Genomic DNA, 25,721 nt, shown 5'->3' with positions numbered 1-25,721 from the left:
GGTTTGCGGCAAGGTTGCATCATGCTCACGGTGCTGACAAGTGATCATAAAGGCCAAGTGCTATAAGGGCTTATCGGCCGGCCAGCAGATTCCTGCAGGCCGAACGGCAAGGTTTGGCATTTATGTTAGTGCAATGATTACCGACTCGATGATCCGGCCCTTTTTATTGTGAAAATCGACCTTGAGCTGTTTGCCTTCAATGGTCAGGCAGGCGAAGTTGTCTTCGCTCACCACACGACTGGTGAGGCGCGGCGAGTAAGTGCTTGTGCCGACCGTGGTCAGGGGGGCGTTGAAGATCAGGTCGCTGGCGCTGGCATACGTCAACAACCGGGTGTTGCACAGTGGTGAAGACACCACGCTGTGTACGACAAACCCCGGGCTTTTGCTGTGGGTCAGTTGGCAGGTGAGGGAGCCGTGGATGTCCCCGGAGACGAACACCACGTTCTTGATGGCGTTGGAGCGAATGGTCTCGAGGATCCGGTTGCGCTGCGCTGTGAATGCCTTCCATGCGTCGTCACCGTGCTGCTGGTCGGGCATGAGCAGGACGCTGCTGACGATAAATTTCACCTTGGCCGTGCTATTGATCAACCATTTACGCAGTGCATATTCCTGTTCGGTACCGATCATGCTTTTGGCATTGGCGGACAAGTTACGTTCAGTGCGGCAGTCCATGACAAACCAGTCGATATCGCCATCGGCAAACCAATACCAGTAGCGGCGCAGATCACGATTGATACGCCCGTCGGGTAGCAAGTCGTGGGCCGGGCCGTGGCTGCATTGATAGATCTCATAGGCAGTCATGGCATTGTTGTAGAGCGCCCGATCGTCGCTGCCCCGATTGGCCGGCCAGTTATCTTCGATTTCGTGGTCGTCGAGAATCATGTAGGTCGGTGTGCCAGCCATCAGGTTGCGAATGTAGGGCTGCGAAAACGCTGCCTGGTATTTCTCGCTTATGGCGGCGTATTCGCGATCAGGCAGCAGGAAATTCAGATCGTCGACATACACCTGATCGCCGGTCATCACCACCGCATCCAGAGGGCGCTGGCGGTTCAATGCGCTGATGGAGCTGAAGATCTCGTCCCCCAGCTCCGGCGCCGAGGCTATGCCCCCGGTGAGCCGCAGGTAGCGGCACGAGCCAACCACATAGCGACGTACACGGCCGGGTTTGCTGGAGGTGGTCTTGAATGTGTAAAAGTACGCGGGCCACTGGAGCGGGATTTTTTTGACGGTTTCAGGTGTGTGGTCGTGGCGTGTGGTGGTGAACCAGCCAGCCTGGTACTCGTAGCGGGTGTCGGCGCTTAGCCCGTTCAAGACCAGGGTGTCGGACATGTCGAATTCAGGGCTCAGCCTTGAATATATACCGGCAGACCACTGGCTTTGGCCGACCTTTCGATGACGGATACCGGCAAATACTGCGTTGTTTTTGTCCGGCGCGCCGCGCACAAAAATACGGGCGTTATGAGTGGTGGTATAGCCCAGGACAGGGCCAACGGTTGGTCTGTTCACATCGAAATCCTTTCTGATGTTTGGCGATCAATGTCGCGTGATAAAAGTCCTTTGGTTAACCGTAGAAGTGAGTGACTGGCTGGCCCATTCCCGGAATCAGCGCGGGTTGTAGTGCGGGTGAGATACCGGGTGTGGGAGTTTTTTAAATTGCCAGATCAAAAGCCCCTCACCCGAGCCCTCTCCCTGTGGGAGTGTTGGAGTGAGGGGCTGTTAAAAGCGCAGGCAAAAAAAAGCCCCGCCAAATGGCGGGGTTGAGGTACGAGCGTGGCGCTCGGAAAACTGTGCGCTACCCCGGCCCTCGGTGAGGAAGGCCGGGGCGTGGCTTACAACAGGATAGTGCGGATATCGCCCAGCAAGTCGCTCAGGCGCTTGGTGAAGCGTGCAGCGGCAGCGCCGTTGATCACACGGTGATCGTAGGACAACGACAGCGGCAACATCAGTTTCGGCTGGAAGGCTTTGCCGTCCCAGACTGGCTGGATGGTTGCCTTGGATACGCCGAGGATCGCCACTTCCGGTGCGTTGACGATCGGCGTGAAGCCGGTGCCGCCAATGTGACCGAGGCTGGAAATGGTGAAGCACGCGCCTTGCATGTCGTCTGCGGTGAGCTTCTTGTCACGGGCCTTGGCAGCCAGTGCAGCCGCTTCAGCAGCCAGTTGCAGCAGGCTCTTCTGATCAACGTTCTTGATCACAGGTACCAGCAGACCATCCGGGGTGTCTACGGCGAAGCCGATGTTGACGTACTTCTTGCGGATGATTGCTTTGCCGCTTGGCGCCAGCGAGCTGTTGAAGTCCGGCATTTCCTTGAGCAGGTGCGCGCAGGACTTGAGCAGCAGAGGCAGGACGGTCAGTTTCACACCGGCTTTTTCTGCGACGGCTTTCTGCGCGACGCGGAAGGCTTCCAGCTCGGTGATGTCAGCCTGGTCGAACTGAGTCACATGCGGGATGTTCAGCCAGCTGCGGTGCAGGCTCGACGCGCCGATTTGCATCAGGCGAGTCATGGCCACTTCTTCCACTTCACCGAAGCGGCTGAAGTCCACGACCGGGATCGGCGGAATACCAGCACCACCGGTTGCACCGGCGGCTGGAGCTTCCTTGGCCTTCTGCATCATGGCTTTGACGTAAGCCTGCACGTCTTCTTTGAGTACACGACCGTGCGGGCCGCTTGAGCTGACCGCGTTCAGCTCAACGCCGAACTCGCGGGCCAGTTGACGCACGGCTGGGCCGGCGTGAACTTTGGCACCCTTTGGCGCAGGCGCGGCGGCCGGGGCAGGTGCTGCCTCGGTTTTCGCGGCTGGTGCAGGGGCAGCAGCAGGCGCTTGTGCTGTGGCCGGTGCTGGAGCAGCGGCTTGGGCAGGAGCAGCCGGCGCAGCAGCGCCTTGAACCTTGAGCTTGAGGATGAAGTCGCCAGTGCCGACTTCGTCATCCAGCTTGACCGAAATGCTCTCAACCACACCGGCGGCTGGCGATGGAATTTCCATGCTGGCCTTGTCGGATTCGAGGGTGATCAAAGATTGATCAGCCTCAACGGTATCGCCGGCCTTGACCAGGATTTCGATGATTTTGGCTTTGCCCGACGAACCGATATCCGGGACATGAATGTCCTGAATGGTGGCAGCGGCAGGTGCAGCAGCGGCCGGGGCCGCAGCCTCGGCAACAGGGGCGGCGGCAGGCTTTTCAGCCGCAGCGGCAGTGGCAGCCGGAGCTGGTGCTTCAGGTGCCGTAGCGGCGCCTTCGACTTCCAGTTCCAGCAATTCGTCGCCTTCTTTCAGGCGGTCGCCCAGCTTGACCTTCAGGCTCTTGACGATACCGGCTTTAGGAGCAGGGATTTCCATGCTCGCCTTGTCCGATTCCAGCGTCAGGATGCTCTGATCGGCTTCGATGCGGTCGCCGACTTTTACAAACAGCTCGATGACTTCACCGTCGCCGCTGCCGATGTCAGGTACTCGAATGAGTTCGCTCACAAATATTCTCCTCAGCAGTCCAGTGGGTTGCGTTTTTCCGGGTTGATGCCGAACTTGACGATTGCTTCTGCAACCACCTTAGGTTCGATATCGCCACGGTCAGCCAGTGCTTCCAGGGCTGCCAACACCACGAAGTGACGGTCTACTTCAAAGAAGTGACGCAGTTTTTTGCGGCTGTCGCTGCGGCCGAAACCGTCAGTGCCCAGCACTTTGAATTCCTTGACCGGTACCCACTGGCGAATCTGTTCGGCGAACAGCTTCATGTAGTCGGTAGAGGCAATAACCGGACCTTTACGGCCAGTCAGACACTCTTCGACGTAGCTCAGCTTAGGCTTCTGGCCAGGGTGCAGACGGTTGCTGCGCTCAACGGCCAGGCCGTCGCGACGCAGTTCGTTGAAGCTGGTAACGCTCCAGACGTCAGCGCCAATGTTGAACTGCTCACGCAGAATGATCGCCGCTTCACGGACTTCACGCAGGATGGTGCCGGAGCCCATCAGCTGAACGTGGTGTGCCGCTTCTTTGGTGTCTTCTTCGAGCAGGTACATACCCTTGACGATGCCTTCCTCGACACCGGCCGGCATGGCTGGCTGCTGGTAAGACTCGTTCATCACGGTGATGTAGTAGAAGACGTCCTGTTGCTCTTCGGTCATCTTCTTCATGCCGTCCTGAATGATCACCGCCAGCTCATAGCCGTAGGTTGGATCAAAGGTGCGGCAGTTCGGGATGGTACCGGCCAGGATGTGGCTGTGACCGTCTTCGTGCTGCAGGCCTTCACCGTTGAGCGTCGTACGCCCGGCGGTGCCGCCGATCAGGAAGCCACGGGTGCGGCTGTCGCCAGCGGCCCAGGCCAGGTCGCCAATACGCTGGAAGCCGAACATCGAGTAGAAGATGTAGAACGGCAGCATCGGCTGGTTGTGGTTGGAGTACGAAGTACCGGCAGCGATGAAGGAGCTCATGGCGCCTGCTTCGTTGATGCCTTCTTCGAGGATCTGACCTTTTTTGTCTTCGCGGTAGAACATCACTTGGTCTTTATCGACTGGCTCGTAGAGCTGGCCGACGGAAGAGTAGATGCCCAACTGGCGGAACATGCCTTCCATACCGAAGGTACGGGCTTCGTCCGGGATGATCGGAACGATGCGCTGACCGATTTCCTTGTCCTTGACCAACTGCGCCAGGATGCGCACGAAAGCCATGGTGGTGGAGATTTCACGGTCGCCGGAACCGTCAAGGATGGCCTTGAGGCTTTCCAGTGGCGGGGTCGGAATGCTCATGCTCTTGGCGCGACGCTGAGGTACGAAGCCGCCCAGTGCAGTGCGACGCTCGCTCAGGTAGCGGGCTTCAGCGCTGCCTTCTTCCGGTTTGAAGAATGGCAGGTTTTCGATTTCGTCGTCTTTGACCGGAATGTCGAAACGATCGCGGAACAGCTTCAGGCTTTCAACATCAACTTTCTTGGTGTTGTGCGCAGTGTTCTTCGCTTCGCCAGCACCGGTGCCATAACCCTTGATGGTCTTGGCCAGGATCACGGTAGGCTGGTTCTTGTGGTTGACCGCTTCGTGGTACGCCGCGTAGACCTTGTACGGGTCGTGGCCGCCACGGTTGAGTTTCCAGATCTCGTCGTCGGACAGATCAGCAACCATCGCCTTGAGTTCTGGCGAGTTGAAGAAGTGTTCACGTACGAACGCGCCGTCTTTGGCTTTGTAGTTCTGGTACTCGCCGTCGATGACTTCGTCCATGCGACGTTGCAGGATACCGTCAACGTCCTTGGCCAGCAGTGGGTCCCAGAAACGACCCCAGATGACTTTGGTCACATTCCACTGAGCACCGCGGAACACACCTTCGAGTTCCTGGATGATCTTGCCGTTGCCGCGAACCGGGCCATCAAGGCGCTGCAGGTTGCAGTTGATAACGAAGATCAGGTTGTCGAGGTTTTCACGGCCTGCCAGGGAGATGGCGCCCAGAGATTCCGGCTCGTCACACTCGCCGTCGCCCAGGAAGCACCAGACTTTCTGACCTGCAGGGATGTAACCGCGAGCTTCCAGGTACTTCATGAAGCGCGCCTGGTAGATCGCCTGGATCGGGCCAAGGCCCATCGATACAGTCGGGAACTGCCAGAAATCAGGCATCAGCCAAGGGTGCGGGTAGGACGACAGGCCCTGACCGTCCACTTCCTGGCGGAAATTGTTCATTTGATCTTCGGTGATCCGGCCTTCCATGAACGCACGGGCATAAACGCCTGGCGAGGTGTGACCCTGGAAGTAGATCAGGTCGCCGCCGTGCTCGTCGGTCGGGGCCTTGAAGAAGTAGTTGAAGCCGATGTCATACAGGGTTGCACTGGAAGCGAAGCTGGAGATGTGACCGCCCAGGTCAGAATCTTTCAAGTTCGTGCGCATCACCATGGCCATGGCGTTCCAGCGAACCAGCGAGCGAATGCGGCGTTCCATGAACAGGTCGCCAGGCATGCGTGCTTCGTGGGTTACAGGAATCGTGTTGCGGTAAGGCGTGGTGATGGCATACGGCAGCTGCGAACCGGTGCGGGTAGCGAGCTCACCCATACGGGTCATCAGGTAGTGAGCGCGGTCTTCGCCTTCTTTATCGAGAACCGATTCCAGGGCGTCCAGCCATTCCTGGGTTTCGACGGGATCGAGGTCTTGCATGGCTTGCTCCAGGGCGGATAGGCTTCCAGAATCGGTTGCCTGAGTTTGCGACTGGCCTTGTGGGCAGACGACATAAATTCTTGGATGGCCGGAGGTTGATTCCAGCGGCGTGTAGTTTTACTACAAATCGTCGGCCATTTCAGCCTTTCAAGTGTGTGACTCAGTAGTAAAACTACAGGAAAGGTCTCGGTGGCCACCTGTTTGGTTGTGCGAAAAATCGATATTGTTGGTACGTTTTTTAGTATTCAGGCTGTAATTCGAAGGCTTGTTGCTAAACAAAATGCTGTTCCAGCTATTTATAACCTTTGTTCGACAGTCGGATTAAACCGCTGTTTCTTCCTGTCACCGTACTCGGCAACACCTTCGCCGATCAAGGATAGACCATGAGCCTTCCGTCGCTTGCCCCAATTCCAGCCCTTTTACAGCCTCTCGCCAGCCGTGCCGAACACTCTTGGCGTACGGCGGTCGCCGGGCTTGAAGGTGAGCACGGGCTTGATGACTGGTCGACGGAACGCTGGTCGGCATTCAGTAGGGTCAGTGCGGCGAGCGACTTCTTTATTGAACAGTCGTTACGTGACCCTTTGATGTTGCTTGAACTTGTGCGCTCAGGGGAACTGGACCGTAGCTTTGTCCCCGGCGAGCTGTGCGGGCAAATTGCCGCCGTCACCCAGGCTGCTACCACCGATGATGAGCTGGGCCGTGCGCTGCGTCGCCAACGTACCCGTCAGCAGATCCGGATTATCTGGCGTGATATCAACCGTCAGGCCGATTTGATTGAAACCTGCCGCGACCTGTCGGACATGGCCGATGCCAGCATTGATCAGGCCTATCGCTGGTTGTATCAGCGCCATTGCCAGCAGTTCGGCACGCCCACCGGGCACCGCAGTGGCGAGCCCCAGCAGATGGTGATTCTGGGCATGGGCAAGCTCGGCGCGGTAGAGCTGAACCTGTCGTCGGACATCGACCTGATTTTCGCCTACCCCGAAGGCGGGGAAACGGTGGGCGCCAAACGGGCTTTGGACAACCAGGAGTTTTTTATCCGCTTGGGTCAGCGCTTGATCAAGGCGCTGGACCCGATGACCGTCGACGGTTTTGTGTTTCGCGTCGACATGCGCCTGCGCCCGTATGGCTCGTCCGGGGCGCTGGTGCTGAGCTTTAATGCGCTGGAGCAGTACTACCAGGATCAGGGCCGCGACTGGGAGCGCTATGCAATGATCAAGGCCCGGGTCGTGGCCGGTGATCAGGTGATGGGCGCGCAGTTGCTCAGCCTGTTGCGCCCGTTTGTGTATCGCCGTTACCTGGATTTTTCGGCGATTGAAGCGCTGCGCACCATGAAGCAACTGATCCAGCAGGAAGTGCGGCGCAAAGGCATGGCCGACAACATCAAACTGGGGGCGGGCGGAATTCGTGAAGTGGAGTTTATTGCCCAGGCATTCCAGTTGATCCACGGCGGCCGTGATCTCAGTTTGCAGCAGCGGCCTCTGCTTAAAGTGCTGACCACCCTGGAAGGGCAAGGCTATTTGCCGGGCGCGGTAATCAGCGAGCTGCGCGAAGGCTATGAATTTTTGCGCTACACCGAACACGCGATTCAGGCCATTGCCGACCGCCAGACCCAAATGCTGCCCGACACCGAACAGGATCAGGCGCGTATCGCCTTTATTATGGGCTTTGACAGCTGGTCGGCATTCCATGAGCAATTGATGGCGTGGCGTGGCCGCATCGACTGGCATTTCCGCCAGGTTATTGCAGATCCTGATGAAGAAGAGGTCATCGACGAGGGTGAGTTGATCGTCGGCGGTGAGTGGTTGCCGCTGTGGGAAGAAGTTCAGGACGATGCAGCTGCCTGTGCCCAGTTGGAGGAGGCCGGGTTTGTCGACGCGCCAAAGGCCTTGAAGCAACTGGCAAGCCTGCGCTCCAGCCCGCAATTGCGCGCCATGCAGCGTTTGGGGCGTGAGCGTCTGGACGCCTTTATTCCGCGTCTGCTGGCGCAAGCGGTGGAGCACGCCAACCCCGATCTGGTGCTGGAGCGGGTGTTGCCGTTGGTCGAGGCAGTGGCCCGTCGCTCTGCTTATTTAGTGTTGCTGACCGAAAACCCCGACGCGTTGCGCCGTTTATTGACGCTGTGCGCGGCCAGCCCGTGGATCGCCGAGCAAATCACCCGCTTCCCGTTACTGCTCGATGAGTTGCTCAACGAGCGTCGCCTGTTCAAGCCCCCGCTGGCGCCAGAGCTGGCCGCCGAGTTGCGTGAACGGCTTACGCGTATCCCCGAGGACGACCTTGAGCAGCAGATGGAAGCCTTGCGAAACTTTAAGCTGGCCCACCGCCTGCGAGTCGCCGCATCCGAAATCGCCGGTAGTCTGCCTTTAATGAAAGTCAGCGATTACCTGACCTGGCTGGCCGAAGCGATTCTGGAACAAGTACTGGCTCTGGCCTGGCGCCAGACGGTGGCCAAGTTCGGCACCCCGCAACGTGCAGACGGCAGCCTGTGCGACCCTGGCTTTATTATTGTCGGTTACGGCAAAGTCGGCGGGATCGAGCTGGGGCACGGTTCGGACCTGGACCTGGTGTTTATCCATGATGGCGACCCGAATGCTGAAACCGACGGCGCCAAGCCCATTGACGGCGCGCAGTTTTTCACCCGGCTGGGGCAACGGATCATCCATTTGCTAACGGCCCAGACCAACTCCGGCCAGTTGTATGACGTTGACATGCGTTTGCGTCCGTCAGGCGCATCAGGATTGTTGGTCAGCTCACTCGGTGCTTTTGAACGCTATCAGGAGAGCGAGGCCTGGACCTGGGAGCATCAGGCGTTGGTGCGCGCGCGGGTGCTGGTGGGTTGCAAGCAGGTGGGCGCCGCGTTTGAGAACGTGCGTGCCAGCGTATTGGGCCGCGAGCGTGACTTGCCTACCCTGCGCCAGGAGGTCAGCGAGATGCGGGCCAAGATGCGTGGCAACCTGGGCACCCGTATCACTGCTGCCGGAACCGCCGAAAATGCCTACGAGGCCACGGTGCCATTCGACCTCAAGCAGGACGCCGGAGGTATCGTCGATATTGAATTTATGGTGCAATACGCGGCCCTGGCCTGGTCCAGGGAACACCCGGCGTTACTGCGCTACACCGACAATATCCGCATTCTGGAAGGGTTGGAGCAGGTGGGGCTGATGCCTGCCACCGATGCCAGCCTGTTGCGCGAGGCTTACAAGGCCTTTCGCGCCGTCGCCCACCGCCAAGCCTTGCAAAAAGAGGCCGGGGTGGTCACGGGGGATCAATTTGTCGTCGAACGTCAACACGTCCGGCGCATTTGGTCCGAGCTAGGATTGAGCTAGTTTTTTAGCTTATACACAGAATTAGAGCTGTAAGAACGTATCCGGCGGGTCCATAAGCCCCGTCCAATTTGCCTGACACCCAGTGGTGCAGGTGCTGGATTCTTTGAGGAGCGTAATGATGTCGATGGCTGATCGTGATGGTGTGATCTGGTATGACGGCAAGCTGGTGCCGTGGCGTGATGCCACGACGCACGTGCTGACCCATACATTGCACTACGGCATGGGCGTGTTTGAAGGTGTACGCGCTTACGAAACCCCGCAGGGCGCGGCGATTTTCCGCTTGCAGGCGCACACTGACCGCCTGTTCGATTCGGCCCACATCATGGGCATGAAGATCCCGTTCAGCAAAGAAGAAATCAACGAAGCGACCCGCATTGCGGTGCGTGAAAACAACCTCGACAGCGCCTACATCCGTCCGATGGTGTTCTACGGATCCGAAGCCATGGGCCTGCGTGCCACTGGGCTTAAAGTCCATGTGATCATCGCGCCGTGGAGTTGGGGTGCCTACATGGGCGCCGAAGCGCTGGAAGTCGGGATCAAGGTGCGTACCAGCTCCTTTACCCGTCACCACGTAAACATTTCCATGACCCGGGCCAAGGCCAACGGTCACTACATCAACTCGATGCTGGCCCTGCAGGAAGCGATTTCCGGTGGCGCTGACGAAGCACTGTTGCTGGACCCTGAAGGTTTTGTTGCCGAAGGCTCGGGCGAGAACGTATTCCTGGTCAAGGATGGCGTGATTTACACCCCGGACGTAACGGCCTGCCTGAACGGCATCACCCGTAGCACGATCCTGACCCTGGCCACCGAGCTTGGGTACAAGTTTGTTGAAAAACGCATCACCCGCGACGAGGTCTACATCGCCGACGAAGCATTCTTTACCGGCACTGCCGCTGAAGTAACGCCAATTCGCGAAGTCGACGGGCGCCTGATCGGTATCGGCCGTCGTGGCCCGATCACCGAAAAACTGCAAAAAGCTTACTTTGACCTGGTAACCGGCAAGACTACGGACCACCCAGAGTGGCGTACACTGGTTAAGTAAAGCGATATGGCATCACAGCAGGGAGGCGAATGCCTCCCTTGCTTGTTTATGGAAACTTATGAATATTTTGATCGTTGGGCCCAGCTGGGTCGGTGACATGGTGATGGCGCAGACACTGTTCCAGTGCCTTAAACAGCGCCACCCGCAGTGCGAAATCGATGTGCTGGCCCCCGAGTGGAGCCGGCCCATCCTTGAGCGCATGCCTGAAGTTCGCAAGGCCTTGAGCTTTCCGCTCGGCCACGGCGCGCTCGAACTGGCCACGCGACGCAAGATCGGCAAGTCCCTCAAGGGCCAATACGATCAGGCAATTTTGTTGCCCAACTCGCTGAAATCGGCCCTTGTGCCGTTCTTCGCGGGTATTCCCAAACGTACCGGCTGGCGCGGCGAATTCCGCTACGGCCTGCTTAACGACGTGCGCAAGCTCGATAAAGAACGCTACCCGTTGATGATCGAGCGTTTTATGGCACTGGCCTATGAGCCGGGGGCAGACCTGCCCAAGCCGTACCCGCGTCCTGATTTGCAGATTGACCCACAAAGCCGCTCTGGCGCGCTGAGCAAGTTCGGCCTGGAGCTGGACCGCCCGGTACTGGCGCTATGCCCGGGTGCCGAATTTGGCGAGTCCAAGCGTTGGCCGTCGGAGCATTACGCCAAGGTCGCAGAACAAAAGATCCGCGAAGGCTGGCAGGTGTGGTTGTTCGGTTCCAAAAATGATCACGCGGTGGGCGAAGATATCCGCTCACGGCTGATCCCTGGGCTGCGCGAAGAGTCGGTCAACCTCAGTGGCGAGACCTCGCTGGCCGAGGCTATTGATTTGCTCTCATGTGCCGACGCCGTGGTGTCCAATGATTCGGGGCTGATGCACGTGGCCGCAGCGCTGAACCGCCCGCTGGTGGCGGTCTATGGTTCCACGTCACCGGGCTTTACCCCGCCTTTGGCTGATAAGGTCGAAATCGTGCGTCTGGGCCTCGATTGCAGCCCGTGTTTTGATCGTACCTGCCGCTTCGGCCACTACAACTGCTTGCGCGAGCTGATGCCTGCACCTGTGGTTGAAGCCTTGCAGCGTTTGCAGGGCTCACCGGTCGAGGTCAACTAAGTGCGGGTTCTGTTGGTCAAAACCTCATCCCTTGGGGATGTGATCCATGCCTTGCCCGCGTTGACCGATGCGGCACGGGCGATTCCAGGGATCACCTTTGACTGGGTCGTGGAAGAAGGCTTTGCCGAAATTCCGACCTGGCACCCGGCTGTGGGCAAAGTGATTCCAGTGGCAATCCGCCGCTGGCGCAAAAACATCTGGGACACCATCAAGAGCGGTGAGTGGCGGCGTTTCAAGCAAAGCCTGCGTGCCGAAAAATACGATCTGGTGATCGATGCTCAAGGCCTGGTCAAAAGTGCCTGGCTGACCCGCTATGTAAACGCCCCGGTGGCCGGTCTGGATAAAGACTCTGCCCGTGAGCCGCTGGCCAGCCGTTTTTATCAGCGCCGTCTGGCCGTGGCCCGTGGGCAGCACGCGGTCGAGCGTTTGCGTCAGCTGTTTGCGGTGGCGTTGGGGTACGACCTGCCCAAAGGGCTGGGCGATTACGGCCTCGATGTTGAACGCCTGATTGAACTGCCGCGCAACAAGCCTTACGTGCTGTTTTTGCACGGCACCACCTGGGACACCAAACACTGGCCCGAAGTGTACTGGCGCGATCTGGCCTTGCGCATGGGGCACATGGGTGTCGAAGTGCGTCTGCCGTGGGGTAACCCGGCAGAGAAAGCTCGCGCCGAACGCATCGCCAGTGGTCTGAACAATGCGGTGGTGCTGCCCAAACTGAACCTGGCCGGTGTTGCCAAGGTACTGGCCAGTGCCAGCGCCTGCGTGGCGGTCGATACCGGGCTGGGGCACCTGGCGGCAGCATTGGATGTGCCGACCATCTCCCTGTTTGGTCCCACCAATCCGGGGCTGACCGGCGCCTATGGCAAGGTGCAAATCCACCTGGCCAGCGATTTTCCGTGTGCGCCGTGCCTGCAGAAAAAATGTACCTACACTCCGACTGCACAGGACCAGCAGCGGTTTGATCTGAAAAACGAGTGGCCTTTGTGCTTTACCCGTTTGAACCCTGAGCGTGTCGCAAGTCGATTAAGCACGTTGTTACTGGCTGAGGAACTGCGCTGATGCAACTGGCTTTTGTGCTGTACAAATATTTCCCGTTTGGCGGACTGCAACGTGATTTCATGCGCATTGCGCTGGAATGTCAGAAGCGCGGCCATCAAATTCGCGTCTACACCATGATCTGGGAAGGCGATATCCCGCCGGGTTTTGAAGTGCTGGTGGCGCCGGTCAAGGCCTTCCACAACCATACCCGCAACGAAAAAATGCTCGCCTGGATGCAGGCTGACCTAGCCAAACGCCCGGTGGACCGCCTGATCGGTTTCAATAAAATGCCGGGTCTGGACGTGTATTACGCGGCCGACGGCTGCTTCGAAGACAAGGCGCAAAACCTGCGCCATTCGTTCTATCGCTTCTTCAAGCGCTACAAGCACTTTGCCGAGTACGAGCGGGCAGTGTTCGACAAGCACGCGAAGACTGAAATCCTGATGATTTCCGAAGTCCAGCAGCCGCTGTTTATCAAGCATTACGACACCCCGCTGGAGCGCTTCCATCTGCTGCCGCCGGGTATCGCCCTGGACCGCCGTGCACCCGCTAATGCCGCCGAGATTCGCGCCGAGTTCCGGCGCGAGTTCAACCTGGCAGACGACGATTTGCTGCTGGTACAGATCGGTTCCGGGTTCAAGACCAAAGGCGTGGATCGCAGCCTCAAAGCCCTGGCGGCCTTGCCTGGCGAGCTTAAAAAGCGCACTAAATTATTTGTCATTGGTCAGGACGACCCCAAAGTCTTTCAATTGCAGAGCGCTACCCTGGGGCTTGGCGATCATGTGCAGTTCCTCAAGGGCCGCAGCGATATCCCGCGTTTCCTGCTGGGCGCCGATTTGCTGATCCACCCGGCGTACAACGAAAACACCGGCACCGTGCTGCTTGAAGCGCTGGTGGCAGGTTTGCCGGTGCTGGTCAGTGCCGTCTGTGGCTACGCCCATTACATTAGCGACGCTGATTGCGGCCGTGTACTGGACGAGCCGTTCGAGCAGGCGCAACTCAATGAATACCTGACACACATGTTGTCCGACGATGCTGCGCGCGCGGCCTGGAGCCAAAATGGCCTGGCCTACGCGCAGACGGCCGACCTCTACAGCATGCCGCAGCACGCTGCGGATGTGATTCTGGCGGAGCAACACTGATGAAACTGATTCTTGCCGAACCGTTCAAGAGCTTGTGGGCAGGACGCGATGCGTTCACCGAAGTCGAGCGTCTGGAAGGCGAGGTTTACCGTGAACTGGAAGGCCGACGTACCTTGCGTACCGAAGTCGACGGACGCGGTTTCTTTGTGAAAATCCACCGTGGTATTGGCTGGGGTGAAGTCTTCAAAAACCTGCTGACGGCTAAGCTGCCGGTCCTCGGTGCAGGCCAGGAGTGGCGAGCCATCAAGCGCCTGCACGAAGTCGGCGTACCGACCATGACGGCGGTCGCCTATGGCGAAAAGGGCAGCAACCCGGCGGCGCAGCACTCGTTCATCATCACCGAAGAGCTGGCGCCGACGGTCAGCCTCGAAGACTTCAGCCTCAACTGGGTCAAGCAGCCGCCGCAACCCAAGCTCAAGCATGCGCTGATCGCCGAAGTGGCGCGTATGACCGGCATGATGCACCGCGCCGGGGTTAACCATCGCGACTGCTACATCTGCCACTTTTTGCTGCATACCGACAAGCCGGTTACGGCCGAAGACTTCCGCTTGTCCATTATTGACCTGCATCGCGCGCAAACCCGTGCAGTGATCAGCAAGCGTTGGCGTAACAAGGATCTGGCGGCGCTGTACTTCTCGGCGCTGGATATCGGCCTGACGCAACGGGACAAACTGCGCTTCCTGCGTGGTTATTTCCAGATGCCGCTGCGCAAGATACTGCGCGATGAAGCACACCTGCTGGCGTGGTTGGAAGGCAAGGCGAGCAAACTCTACGAACGCAAACAGCGTTATGGAGATGCACTGTAATGGCGGGTTGGAATCTGGAACCCGCTTACAGCGCGTTGGCATCTGATTTCGGCAGTCTGGAGGCGGTGTTTGCCTTGCAGGGCGAGCACCTGACCCGCGATCCGTTATCGGAAGTGATTCGTGTCGAGCGTGGCGGGGTCAATTACTACGTCAAGCGTTACACCGGCGCGGGCAAAGGCTTGCGCCGTTATTTGGGCCGTCCGCGGGTCAAGTCCGAATGGCAGAACCTCAAGCGTTTTGCCAAATGGGGTATTCCCACCGCCGAGGTAGTGGCCTGGGGCCTTGAACGCAGTGGTTTTGCCTATTCGCGTGGCGCCATGATCACTCGCGAACTGCCCAACACCCGCGATTTGTCGGAGCTTGCCGACAAGCATGATCCGCTGCTCAAGGATCGCGCGTGGGTCGATTGCGTTAGCCGCCAGCTGGCGCGCTATACCCGAATCATGCACGACCATCGCTTTACCCATAACGACCTGAAGTGGCGCAACCTGCTGATAGACGACCAGCCCAAGCTGTTCTTGATCGACTGCCCTAACGGCGATTTCTGGCGCGGCTTCTGGCTCAAATATCGCATCACTAAAGACCTGGCGTGCCTCGACAAAGTGGCCAAATACCACCTGTCCTACACCCAGCGGTTACGTTTTTATTTCCAATACACCGGGCGCACTACGCTCAATGCGGCAGACAAGGAACGGGTCCGTCATATCGTGCGCTTTTTTGAGGGCCGGGAATGACTGATTTTATCGCGGATGCCGACCGAGCCTTGCTTGAGTGCAACGGCCTGGCTGACTTTGATGCATTGTGGTCCGTGCAACTGGAAGCGGTGGACGAACCCAACACCAGCGGTGGTGGTTGGAGCAGCGTGTTTCGCATGGACCTCGAAGGCCAGGGGTTTTACCTCAAGCGCCAGAGCAATTACCTGACACGCACGCTGCACAGTCCGTTTGGCGAACCGAGTTTCGCCCGCGAATTCCGCAATATTCAGCGTTATGAGCAAATGGGTATCCCGGCGCTGGAAGCGGTGTTTTTTGGCGAGCGTAAAGTGGCTGGCGAACGCCGAGCGGTGCTGATGACTCGGGCACTTGATGGTTGGAATGACCTTGATTCGCTGCTTGAGCAATGGCCGCAACTGAGCAACGACCAGCAGCAGGCGATTTTGCGCGAGTGCGGCCAGTTGGCCCGTCGCCTGCACGCCGCGCGTCAGGTGCATGGCTGTTTTTACCCCAAGCACATCTTCTTGCAGGCCGCTGGCGCGGGTTATCGCGCCCAACTGATCGATCTGGAAAAAACCCGGCCCTTGTTGCTGGGCCAACGTGATCGGGTCAAGGACATCGAGCCGTTGCTGCGCCGGGCGCATGTCTGGACTGACGCCGATGTGCGCGTCTTGCTCGCGGCCTATCTGGATCAGCCGGTCGACAGTGGTCTGGTCGATGCCTGGCTGGCGCGGCTGAATGTGCGCCGCAGCCACAAAGGAGGTCGCTGATGCGTTTGTCCGAACTGCAAAAGGCCGGTCGTGCACCGGGCTTGCCGCTGAGTATGGAACTGGCCGACGCGGCCGGCCCTGCGCAATTGCAGCTGTTGACCTTGCTGCGGGTATTGCCGGGGCAGCGCTATGTCGGTGCCGGGGTATGGCGCGGGCGTACCGTGCTGGCCAAATTGATGGTGGGCAGCAAGGCGGCACGCAATTTTCAGCGCGAGTTGACGGGCGTACGCCTGTTGGCTGAACAGGGTTTGACCACGCCACAGTTGCTGGCCGATGGCTTGCAGGAAAGCGAGGGCGGCTGGTTATTGTTCGAATTTATCGAAGACGCGCAAAGCCTTGATCAGGCCTGGAAGGCGGTGCAGGGCTTGCCGGTTTTGGCGGATGAACAAGCGGCTGTGCTGGGCGAGGCTTTGGCTGCGATTGGCCAGATGCACCTCAAAGGGTTGTGGCAGCAGGATCTGCATCTGGACAACCTGCTGCGCCAGGGCGGTAAGTTGTATTTGATCGACGGTGCAGGCATTTGCGTCGAAGAGGCGGGCAAACCGCTGTCGCGGCAGAAAGTGCTGGAAAACCTCGGGGTGTTCTTCGCCCAGCTCCCCAAAAATCTTGAGCCGTTTATCGAAGAGCTGCTGGTGCATTACCTGCTGAGCAACGGCGAACACGCCTTGCCGCTCGAGGCGCTGCTCAGGCAGGTCGAGAAGGTACGTGCCTGGCGCTTGAATGATTACTTGAACAAGGTCGGCCGCGATTGCTCGCTGTTTAGCGTGCAGCGCGGGGCCTTCGCCCTGCGCGCTGTTTTGCGCGAAGAAGAACCCGCCATGTTGCCTGTACTGGCCAAGGCCGATGCCTTGCTCGATCAGGGCCATCTGTACAAAACCGGCGGTGCGGCAAGTGTCGGCAAAGTTGAAGTGGCCGGTCGCACCCTGGTGGTCAAGCGCTACAACATCAAGGGTTTTGCCCACTGGCTCAAACGCTTCTGGCGTCCGAGCCGGGCCTGGCATTCGTGGCGTGAAGGCAATCGGCTGGCGTTTCTGGGCATTGCCACGCCCAAGCCGCTGGCGCTGCTGGAAACCCGTTTTCTGTGGCTGCGCGGCAAAGCGTATCTGGTCACCGAGTATTTGCCGGGGCCCGATATCATCGAGCGTTTTGCGCCGTATGTTGAGCGCGGCGATGCCCCGGAATCCGAATTGCAGGCGCTGGACCAGTTGTTTGCCGATTTGATTCGTGAGCGTATCAGCCACGGTGATCTCAAGGGTCATAACGTGTTCTGGGCTGATGGCCGCTGGGCACTGATCGATCTGGATTCGATGTGCCAGCATCGCTCGCCGGGCAGCTTCGCCTCGGCCTACGCCCGCGACCGTGCGCGCTTCATGCGTAACTGGCCAGCTGGCAGCGCATTGCATCAAGTGATTGATGGGCGCTTACCCAAAACCATAGTCGAGGCTTAGGCGCGCACTTGTAGCCGCTGCCTTTGTTCCTCGTCAGCGGCTTGAGATACTTCAAACGTGGGAGCGAGCCTGCTCGCGAAGATCATTCGCGAGCAGGCTCGCTCCCACAATTTTTTGACCTGGAACAGAGTATCTACAGGTGGGTCGCTGAGCGCGCCTACTTCACATAGGTCATGCCCATAGCTGCCAGATTGATGGCCAAATCCTGGGCTTGAGCAAATCGCACGTCATGCACGTCTGGCCATTCGGGCCTTTGCAGGTAGACCTTGCCATCGGGGTCACAGAGCAGTGGTGTCTCGATCAGCTCAGTCGTGGCGCTGCGATGAAACAGCGTTGGCCCGTCGATGGGATGGTTGTTAAAGGTGTACTGGTTGACTTGGTTGAGCAAACGTTCGATTTCCTGGCGCTGGCGCGGGCCCCAATACGTTCGGCTAGCGCTCACTTCCACAGAGAGACGCAAGTCAGTCTTGTAAAAGGCGAGGCTCAAGGGGCCATTTTTCATGAAGGTGACACGGCCTTTATCCGGGCCAATGCCGGTCGGTTGGCCCGGTAACGTGTCCATGACTTTCATCCCGATGCCGCCATTCAATTCGGCCAGGCCGGGTATGCCTTCAAAGGTATTGACATGGGTACTGCCGACCAAGGCTACCCATTTATGGGCGCCGTGCTCTGCCTGATGGGCGCGGATCGTTTCAGAGCCATAAAAGCTGAGCGCCTTGCAGCGTTTCAAGTGATAGTCCCGCTTGCCGATTATGTTGTAGCTGGAGGCACAGTCGAGGGCGATGACTCTGATCCCGTGCGATCGGGCGGCGGTGACCAGGGTCAGGAAGGTGTAAGCCGGGTGGCTGTCGAGGCCTTCGCGCTTGTACAGCTGTTTCAAAAATTTGTTGAGCTTGTGGCTGATAATGCCGCTTCTGGCATTGATATCCAGATCGACCTGATGGAAGTCGGTTTGCAGGTGAGGGCGGCACTGGCCCACGCGTGATCGATATTGGCCAGTTGCGCCTGAATCAATGCCCCAGCACGCTCTGCAAAGACGTGACCGTGTATTTCGCGGTAGCCCAGGCTGTGAGCGTGGCCCTGTATAGGTGGGTGTTCCTGGGTAGGTCGAACACTGAGCAGCGCCTTGCTTTGTACCTCGTCCCCTAGCCGTAATCGCAGCTCCAGATCCAGTGCCTGCAACGAGCTGAACGCCTGTAAGCCGCTGTCTGGCAGGTACAGCAGGGCTAAATTGGTGGCCGCTGGAGATGGCAAAAAACTCGGCGTTTCAAAGTTTGTCGAGAGTGAATCGATACCTGATGTTCCCGCCCGGGTCAGTACAAAAGCACCAGGAAGCGGCCAGTCGAGTGCGGGGAAAGGCCCGCGGATGAGTATTTCGTAAACCCCTGTGTAGTTGGCGTGCTGACGGTCGATTCGATCCTGACTGCGGGATGTCTCGAGTACGTCGAGCACGGTTTGGCTTTCTGTTGCGCTAAGTGTCTGGTCACGTAGCCTCAGCGACTGTTCAGCTTGAACCAAACCCATGAAAAACCGCCTCAGCCATTCACGGGGCGTTCGGTTCTCCAGGCCAGGGTGGGGGGTTTTCCAAAAGTGCGTGAGTGTATTGGTTAAGCACCATTTGAGGTGCTGGATGAGATAGTCGACAAAGGTTTCCAGTACGGCAACGGGCATTTGGGGAATAAGGTGCTGCCTGTCTGTTGAGTCGGGCACGCGATAAACCTGGCTTGTGCCTATCAGGTAAACGGGGGATTCACCGGTCAGGTAGCGGGTATTGAGAATTTCCAGCAGTGAGTGAGAGATTAGTTGTTCGTCCTGACCCGGTTCGTCGACGTCAGTCAGGCCGGTCAGATAAATCTCATTGATGCGAATGTCCGCAGGCAGCCCAGGGAAAAACGGGTGCAGATGGTACTGGAAGGCAGCTTCCAGATTCGGTACGAGTTTTGAAAATGCCAACAGCTGTTGCTCGGCATCCTTGAGTGGAGTTGAAGAGAGGGGCATGGCTGTGCATTCCTTTACTGAGGTCGACGTGCGTGATGCAGGTCGTACATGCAGGTAAAGGAACCACAGGGCTTTTTTGGAAGAGTGTTAGATAGATATGCCCACCACAACAACGACATCAAGCCCTACGCCTGATCGCTTTTTGTAGCCGCTGAGGAGCGCAGCGAGGCTGCGTCCGGCTGCGAAGCAGTCGTAAATTCAGACGCCTCGCTAGTGCTTGACCGGGAACAGAGTAGCTACAGAGATACTTCAAGCGTGGGAGCGAGCTTGCTCGCGAAGATCATTCGCGAGCAAGCTCGCTCCAACTGGGGGGCTTGACCTAGAACAGAGTCTCTACATTGGGTAGCCGCAGGTCGCGGGTTTATTAGAAGCTGTACTGCGCCCCGGCGCCCGCGTACCACGAGCGGCCCGGTGCGGCTTCGTAGTAGCGCTGATTGCCATCAGCCACGATCACCGAACCCACGTACTGGCGGTCCAGCAGGTTGTCCAGGCGCAGGGTTTGGTGGAAGGTCCAGTGCTCTACTTTTTGCTCAAACTTCGCCCGCCAGTTGAACACGCTGTAGGCCGGTGCTGCCTTTTGGGTGTTGGTGTCTTCGACATACACCTTGCTGCGGTACATGCCTTCGATTGCAGTGCTGACCCAATCCGTGGGTTTCCAGTTCACTTCGGCAAACAGGGTGGTTTGCGGTACGCCCGGCAGGTAGTTGCCTTTGTCCACGGTGCCTTTGGTGCTGGCGAAGTCGCTGTCGTAGGTGGCTTGCAGGCGGGTGTAGGCGAGGGTAGTGGTCCAGTGTTCGCTGAGCTGGCTTTCGACGCCCAGTTCGAAACCTCGGCGCAAGGTGCGCCCGGCGTTTTGATAAGTCGTACGCCCACCGGTGTTGCTCTGTACCACCAGCTCATCTTCGGTGGTGATCTGGAATACAGCAGCATTGATCCGCGTGTTACTGATCTGTGCCTTCAAGCCCATTTCATACTGGGTGCTTTCAGAGGGCTTGAGGCCAAAGTTGAAGCCCTGGCCACTTGGTGAGTAGGCCAGTTCGGCTTGGGTCGGTGTTTCAAACCCTTTGCCCGCACTCACATATCCATGCAGTTCAGGGGTAAAGGCGTACATCACGCTCATGGAGGGCGTGGCTTTTTCATAGCGCTTGGTGCCGCTGTCGTCGCCATTGCTCAAGAATTGATCGTCGACGTCCATTTCCATGGTGCTGTAGCGCAAACCGGCCTGTACGGTCCAGTTGTCCAGCGCCCAGTTGGCCTGCACGTAGGGGTCGAGGCTGCGGGCGGTGTCGACTTCGTCGCGTACCAGTGCACCTTTAACGCCCAGTTGGTTGCCAACGAAGTTGTTGTAACCGTGACGGCTGTCCTGGCTTTGGTCGAAGTCCAGGCCGCCGATCAGGGTCAGGTCACCCGGCACGCCGTATACCGGTTGCAACCAGCGCAGGCTGCCGCCGTAGAACTTGCGGTCGAACTGAACCACGCCGCCGCCTTGGTTGTTGCTGGGCGTACCCTTGGGAATCGCCAAATACTGAATCACACTACGGGTGCCGGTATAGGCATTGACCTGCAAGGTGGCGTCACCGATGTAGCGCTCGTAGTTCAGGCCCAGTTGCTGATGATCGATACTTTTACGAGTGTTGTAGGTAATCGCATTGGGTGTGACCGAGCGCGGGTCGGCTTTGTAAGCGGCCCAACTTTGGCCCAGCGGGTCTTGCGTGCCGTTTTGCTCGAGGCTGCTATAGATCAGCGCCAGCTTGCTGTCTTCGTCAGGCTTCAGGTTGAGCTTGGCAAAGGTCTGGTCGCGGCGGGCGGCGCTGTGGTCGCGGTAGCCGTCGGTGTCCATGCGCGAGGCATCGAGCACAAAGCCCACGTCATCGGTGGCGCCTTCAGCCGTCAGGTGATTCTTGCTCATGCCGTCGCTGCCGATCAGGGTTTCGGCACCGATACGCGGTGGGCCTTCGCCGTCACGGGAGAACATCTGAATCACCCCTCCGGCGTTGCTGCCGTAAAGGGTTGCGGCGGGGCCGCGCAGCACTTCGATACGCTCGGCAGTGTCGAGGTTGAACGTGGCCGCCTGACCTTGGCCATCAGGAGTGCTGGCCGGGATGCCATCGGCGATCAACTTGATGCCGCGTACGCCAAAGGCCGAACGGGCGCCAAAGCCTCGGGACGAAATCTGCAAGTCCTGGGCGTAGTTCTGGCGGTTTTGCACCACCAGCCCTGGCACGCGGGACAGTACCTCGGACGCGTTAATGCCCAATTGGCCGTCGCTGATTTGTTGCTGGCTGATGCTGTCGACCGAATACGGCAGGTTAAAGCTTTGGCTGGCACTGCGCGAGCCGGTGATGACGCTGGGATCGAGTTCCAGCGGTTCGGCCAGCGCTGGGGGCGCAATAAAAAGACCAGGCAGCAGCAAGGCAAGGCGGGCGGGTACAAAAAATTTCATGAGGGTTATGGCGGTTCCGTGTGACGCGACCCGTCCGGGCGACGGGCATCAGGCTAGCAGAGGCCGCGCATTTTAGCGGCTGAGGGAGCGATAGCCAGCAAAAGTAACCGGTCAGGACAAAACACGGTTGTCCTGACTGGTGTTGTGGTGGGCTACCAGTTCACGAGCTGCATGCCTTTTTCTTTCAAGTCGCTGACCAGGCTGTCAAAGATGTCATAGCGCTTGAGGTGGATATCTGGCCAATCGCCAAGCTCGATAAAAAACTGGCCGTTATCGCTTTGGATTCGGCTGCGCAGGATCTCCTGGTCAAGGGTGCGCTGGATCAGCTCCGGGCCGTCCAATGAAGAGTTTCCAAACATGAACTCGCCGGGCTGAGCCAGCATTGCTTCGATTTGTGCCTGGGAAAATGCCGGTCGATCAGGCGCAATGCCGGGTAACTCGATCTCCAGCCAATAATCGTTTTTCAAAAACAGGTAATCGGGTTGCTCAAAGCTCGGAGGTATCACCGCCCCCAGGTTCTGCTGCAAACCGTGGCCTTGGCCCGGGGCCGCATCGGAAACACGTACGCCGATGGCGCCCTCCAGTTCTGCCAGCCCGGGCACGCCCTGATACGTGTTGGCGTGGGAATTTCCAGTCAGGGCGATCCACTTGTGGGTGGGGTTCTGGCTCCGATACCCACCCGGTACACGCCTTTGGTATCAGGTGTTTTGCCCGCCAGGTTGACGTCCGTGATTACTGCTCTGTCGATTGCGCGTTGGATACCGCTCTTCTGACTGAACAGGTGCGGTGCAGGATCAATGTCCCATCTGCCTGCCGAAAGCTCGTGCACGGGCACGCGGTACTGCGCATCGGGCTGTCTTTCGTCAATGACCCGCCAGGTTTCGTCCAGGCTGTCGTAATGGCTGCGATACACATTGCCTGTCCTGTCCTGAACGTATTGGGCTGGCGCAGTGCCTTCAGCCGAGACTGTCTCATACACACCGGCACCGTATTCCTCGCCAGTGCGCAGCCTCAGCCCGGTAAGGACGGGGGCGCTTGCCCCGGCAGTGTTGAGCCTGGGAACAGGTTGTTTGATTCGTGCGCGGATGGAGCGACTAAAGACCGAGGAGCCGGCAAAGTCCGAGGCGCCATCGGTCAGATGACTGATTGACCCCATAAAATGCAGAAGGGCTTCTGATTCTTCGTCCCGTTGCAGGGCGTCATAGCCTAGCGCCAACTGGTAGAAAAACCGCGCGGCGACAATCGGCAGCAGTATCCGGGTGGGCAGGGCAAACGATATGACATCAATCGCCGTCAGTACCGCCTCTTTGGCAGTATTGAGGTTGCTTTCATAGGTTGAGGTCGATTGCTCGTCCGCCTCCCTGAGCGCATGCAAGGCTTCAGTGTCATAAGACGCTTCGAAAGCGTGGTGATTGATGATTCGCAACTGAGTGTTGCTTGTGTCCAGCCCTTCTCTGAACAACGGCTTGATGTAGGCCTGCTGTGCGGAGGTCACCCGGCTCAGGAGGTAGTTGTGAAATAGCGGCTGCGACAGGATGCGAGCCAGATCACGGTGCGAACTGGCTACCACAAACCAGGTGTTTTCTGGTGCATCGGGCAGATAACAAAGCAATTGTGTTGAACCGGTGCAACTGAACACCAACAATCCCGGCAGTGTCTTGTAGCGCAATACCAGCCAGAGTGATTTGATCTGGGCTCCCTTGACCAATGGACGGTTTTTATCAACCGGGTGATCCAATACGGCTTGAACCCAGGCGGCATGATCTTCAGTCAGAATGCCCGACAGCCGCGCTTCAATCAGATCCAGATTGAGCTGTGCGGCCTTGAGTGCGGCATAACGCTCTTTGCGCCAACGGGCCTGGGGTGAATTCACGAGCAAATACATGAGCCTGGCTTTGTAGTTTTCGCCCACATCCAGTTGGCGCACCAGTGCCTTGATGTAGCTGTGAGTCAGGACGGTGTGGGGTTTGCCTTGGGCGTCGGTGATACGTGCGGTCAGGGCAAATGTGACATCCCATATCCCGACGTTGGCGAGCGCCAGTTCGCTCAGGCTGTGTCTTGTCGTGTGATAGCTGATGGTTGGCCCGGTGCGGCCGATACTCGCCCCTGCGGGGAAACCGGAACCGCTGACAGGGTTGATCACGGCGCCTGTCTGCAGGGCTTCGGTGGTGGAGATAAAAATGTTGTCGGGGTCGACTTCAATTCCGTGGTCAGCTTTGATTTGTTGTTTGAGTTGCAAACGCGCATAGCCCAACAGGGTGCTTTTTTTCCCACTTTGCGCGATGGGGAAGGCCTCTGTGGTTTCGCAAGCCAGCCGCTCATGACTTAGCCTTTCAACGGCCAGGCGCCATAGGTTTTTGTCTGCCTCGCTGGCGGTTTTAAGCCAGACCGGGAGTCGAGTTTCATGCAGCCGGGTATGGCGTGCTTGCAAGATGCTTGCGGGTTTTAACAGCATGCTTGAGTTCAGCGACTGATCCATCAGGCTGTTCAGTTGCTCAAGGGTGACGTTCTCTTTGCGCGTGCGGGCCATTGACCAGGCATGGCGCATGTCGCGTTTTTGCTTGTCGATCAGTTGTTCAACGTAGAGCGTCTGGGGAGGCTTGTCCCGTACCGGGCGGTAATCCACATGTTGGTGGGCAAGGGCGCGGTCACGATCCTGGGCCAGAACGCAATTGAGTAATGTCTCGCGTTGGTAGGTGTCCTTGAGTCGCTCGCCCAGCTCCTGGGTCAGCGCTGTAAGCGTGGTGAAGGTTTCCAGGCCTTGACTGGGGGTGAAGAGCACCACCGTGCGCGGTATTTCGTCTTGCACCACGCGCAGTTGCGAGTTATCGGTCACCACGGTGGGCAGGTTTTTCGTGGTTATTACGAAAACGCCATGCAGCGGCACAGCACTTTGAGCCGGCTGGCCATTGAGCCATAGCGAATAGAAGGCGAAGTCGGCCCGGGCGGGCGGCCTGGAGGGTGAATGGAACATCTGGTAGACGGCATCCAGGCTGGCAGTGTCGAAGGTTTTGTCTGCATGGCGCACAGTCGCTTCTGCCCGGATCAGGTCGAAAACATAACCGGACAACCAGTCTTTCGGAGTGAGTGACTTGATCTCCTGGCGTGGTGTTTGCCAAAAGTCGTTCAGTCCATCCTGCACGCACTGCTCGAGGTCGTAGGTGACAAAGGCGAGGAATTTTGTGAGCTGTTCAGCGGTTATTGCAGTGACCCGATCCTGTTCATCGAGGGTGTGCGCGTAGCTGTAGATCTTCGTGGTGTGCTGATCGAGGGTCGGCACTTGCTGATCGAGGTAGCACTGATCGATAAGCATGCTGATGGATTTACTGATGATGACGGGCGATTGCCCCGGTTCTGACGGTCCTGCTTGATTGATGAAAAGCCAGTTGGTACAGGCATCTTGCGCAAGTAATGGGCAGTAGCGCCGCAGGCTTTTCTCCATGGCGATTTCAAGGTCGGGAAAGCTTTGCCGCAGAGTGGACAGTTCTTTGTCGGCTTGTGTGAGCAGTGCCAGGTTGTCAGGCATGGTTTTATCCTGTGGTTTGGTGAGCGCAAAAAACACGCAAAAACTTCGTCACAGGTAATCGCAAAGCGATGGGTGGCTGGGCTTATATATATGTTGCCCTCGTGTGAAGTAGCGGCACCAGGCACCCATAAGCCCCGCTGGCAGGGCGTGGCAAATAGCGCTGGGTCATTCGTTCGCGCTTTACGCTATAATCCCGCCCTTTAGTTGTTCCTCGCGTTGCGGGGGGCACACCATTTTTTCAGGCGCCCGCCG

17 protein-coding genes are annotated in these 25,721 nt (G+C 58.2%); 9 read left to right on the top strand and 8 right to left on the bottom strand.

Annotated features, from left to right (window positions below; translation table 11 throughout):
• Positions 1–120: 120 nt before the first annotated feature.
• The 3 genes from V6L79_RS01105 to aceE all read right to left on the bottom strand — a co-directional run bounded on the left by V6L79_RS01105 (position 121) and on the right by aceE (position 6,121).
• Entirely contained in the window at positions 121–1,506 is a 1,386-nt protein-coding gene (locus tag V6L79_RS01105) for an alkaline phosphatase D family protein (RefSeq protein ID WP_338579701.1), read from the bottom strand.
• A gap of 323 nt (positions 1,507–1,829) precedes the next feature.
• Entirely contained in the window at positions 1,830–3,467 is a 1,638-nt protein-coding gene (gene aceF, locus V6L79_RS01100; protein WP_338579700.1) for a dihydrolipoyllysine-residue acetyltransferase, read from the bottom strand.
• A gap of 11 nt (positions 3,468–3,478) precedes the next feature.
• Positions 3,479–6,121 carry a pyruvate dehydrogenase (acetyl-transferring), homodimeric type gene (aceE, locus tag V6L79_RS01095; protein WP_261740028.1) on the bottom strand — a complete coding sequence of 881 codons (2,643 nt, stop codon included), beginning with the start codon at positions 6,119–6,121 and terminating at the stop codon, positions 3,479–3,481.
• A gap of 383 nt (positions 6,122–6,504) precedes the next feature.
• Here aceE and glnE point away from each other — a divergent pair, with 383 nt between their 5' ends.
• The 9 genes from glnE to V6L79_RS01050 all read left to right on the top strand — a co-directional run bounded on the left by glnE (position 6,505) and on the right by V6L79_RS01050 (position 17,502).
• Positions 6,505–9,447 (top strand): bifunctional [glutamate--ammonia ligase]-adenylyl-L-tyrosine phosphorylase/[glutamate--ammonia-ligase] adenylyltransferase, encoded by a 2,943-nt coding sequence (glnE, locus tag V6L79_RS01090; protein WP_261740027.1) that lies wholly within the window; start codon positions 6,505–6,507, stop codon positions 9,445–9,447.
• A gap of 118 nt (positions 9,448–9,565) precedes the next feature.
• Positions 9,566–10,489 (top strand): branched-chain amino acid transaminase, encoded by a 924-nt coding sequence (locus tag V6L79_RS01085; protein WP_261740026.1) that lies wholly within the window; start codon positions 9,566–9,568, stop codon positions 10,487–10,489.
• A gap of 58 nt (positions 10,490–10,547) precedes the next feature.
• Entirely contained in the window at positions 10,548–11,582 is a 1,035-nt protein-coding gene (gene waaF / locus V6L79_RS01080; protein ID WP_261740025.1) for a lipopolysaccharide heptosyltransferase II, read from the top strand.
• Positions 11,583–12,644 (top strand): lipopolysaccharide heptosyltransferase I, encoded by a 1,062-nt coding sequence (waaC, locus tag V6L79_RS01075; RefSeq protein WP_261740024.1) that lies wholly within the window; start codon positions 11,583–11,585, stop codon positions 12,642–12,644.
• The gene (locus V6L79_RS01070; protein WP_261740023.1) at positions 12,644–13,765 is read left to right on the top strand and encodes a glycosyltransferase family 4 protein; all 1,122 of its coding nucleotides are present in this window, start codon (positions 12,644–12,646) and stop codon (positions 13,763–13,765) included. Before waaC ends, V6L79_RS01070 begins: the two co-directional genes overlap by 1 nt.
• Positions 13,765–14,571, top strand: a complete 807-nt coding sequence (gene rfaP / locus V6L79_RS01065) for a lipopolysaccharide core heptose(I) kinase RfaP (RefSeq protein ID WP_261740022.1) — start codon at positions 13,765–13,767, stop codon at positions 14,569–14,571. Before V6L79_RS01070 ends, rfaP begins: the two co-directional genes overlap by 1 nt.
• On the top strand, positions 14,571–15,305 hold the full coding sequence (locus tag V6L79_RS01060; RefSeq protein WP_261740021.1) for a lipopolysaccharide kinase InaA family protein: 735 nt from the start codon (positions 14,571–14,573) through the stop codon (positions 15,303–15,305). Before rfaP ends, V6L79_RS01060 begins: the two co-directional genes overlap by 1 nt.
• Entirely contained in the window at positions 15,302–16,054 is a 753-nt protein-coding gene (locus V6L79_RS01055; protein ID WP_338579699.1) for a lipopolysaccharide kinase InaA family protein, read from the top strand. Before V6L79_RS01060 ends, V6L79_RS01055 begins: the two co-directional genes overlap by 4 nt.
• Entirely contained in the window at positions 16,054–17,502 is a 1,449-nt protein-coding gene (locus V6L79_RS01050; RefSeq protein WP_338579698.1) for a lipopolysaccharide kinase InaA family protein, read from the top strand. The genes V6L79_RS01055 and V6L79_RS01050 overlap by 1 nt, the downstream gene beginning before the upstream one ends.
• A 157-nt stretch (positions 17,503–17,659) precedes the next feature.
• On the opposite strand, the gene V6L79_RS01045 is transcribed toward V6L79_RS01050, so the two are convergent.
• From V6L79_RS01045 to V6L79_RS01025, 5 genes are all read right to left on the bottom strand, one after another.
• Positions 17,660–18,382, bottom strand: a complete 723-nt coding sequence (locus V6L79_RS01045) for a membrane-targeted effector domain-containing toxin (RefSeq protein WP_338579697.1) — start codon at positions 18,380–18,382, stop codon at positions 17,660–17,662.
• Positions 18,379–19,500 carry a hypothetical protein gene (locus V6L79_RS01040; protein ID WP_338579696.1) on the bottom strand — a complete coding sequence of 374 codons (1,122 nt, stop codon included), beginning with the start codon at positions 19,498–19,500 and terminating at the stop codon, positions 18,379–18,381. The genes V6L79_RS01045 and V6L79_RS01040 overlap by 4 nt, the downstream gene beginning before the upstream one ends.
• Before the next feature lie 364 nt (positions 19,501–19,864).
• Positions 19,865–21,943: a TonB-dependent receptor gene (locus V6L79_RS01035; RefSeq protein ID WP_338579695.1), complete on the bottom strand. Its 2,079-nt coding sequence runs from the start codon at positions 21,941–21,943 to the stop codon at positions 19,865–19,867.
• Positions 21,944–22,095: 152 nt separating this feature from the next.
• Positions 22,096–22,545 carry a hypothetical protein gene (locus V6L79_RS01030; protein ID WP_338579694.1) on the bottom strand — a complete coding sequence of 150 codons (450 nt, stop codon included), beginning with the start codon at positions 22,543–22,545 and terminating at the stop codon, positions 22,096–22,098.
• A 32-nt stretch (positions 22,546–22,577) separates the two neighbouring features.
• Positions 22,578–25,469 carry a dermonecrotic toxin domain-containing protein gene (locus V6L79_RS01025; RefSeq protein ID WP_338579693.1) on the bottom strand — a complete coding sequence of 964 codons (2,892 nt, stop codon included), beginning with the start codon at positions 25,467–25,469 and terminating at the stop codon, positions 22,578–22,580.
• Between the last annotated feature and the right edge of the window lie 252 nt (positions 25,470–25,721).

Origin of the sequence: Pseudomonas sp. ML2-2023-6 (genome assembly GCF_037055265.1) — a bacterium.
Lineage (GTDB): Bacteria > Pseudomonadota > Gammaproteobacteria > Pseudomonadales > Pseudomonadaceae > Aquipseudomonas > Aquipseudomonas kulmbachensis.
Note: the sequence above shows the minus strand (reverse complement) of the source record. Positions and strands in the feature narration are given on the sequence as shown.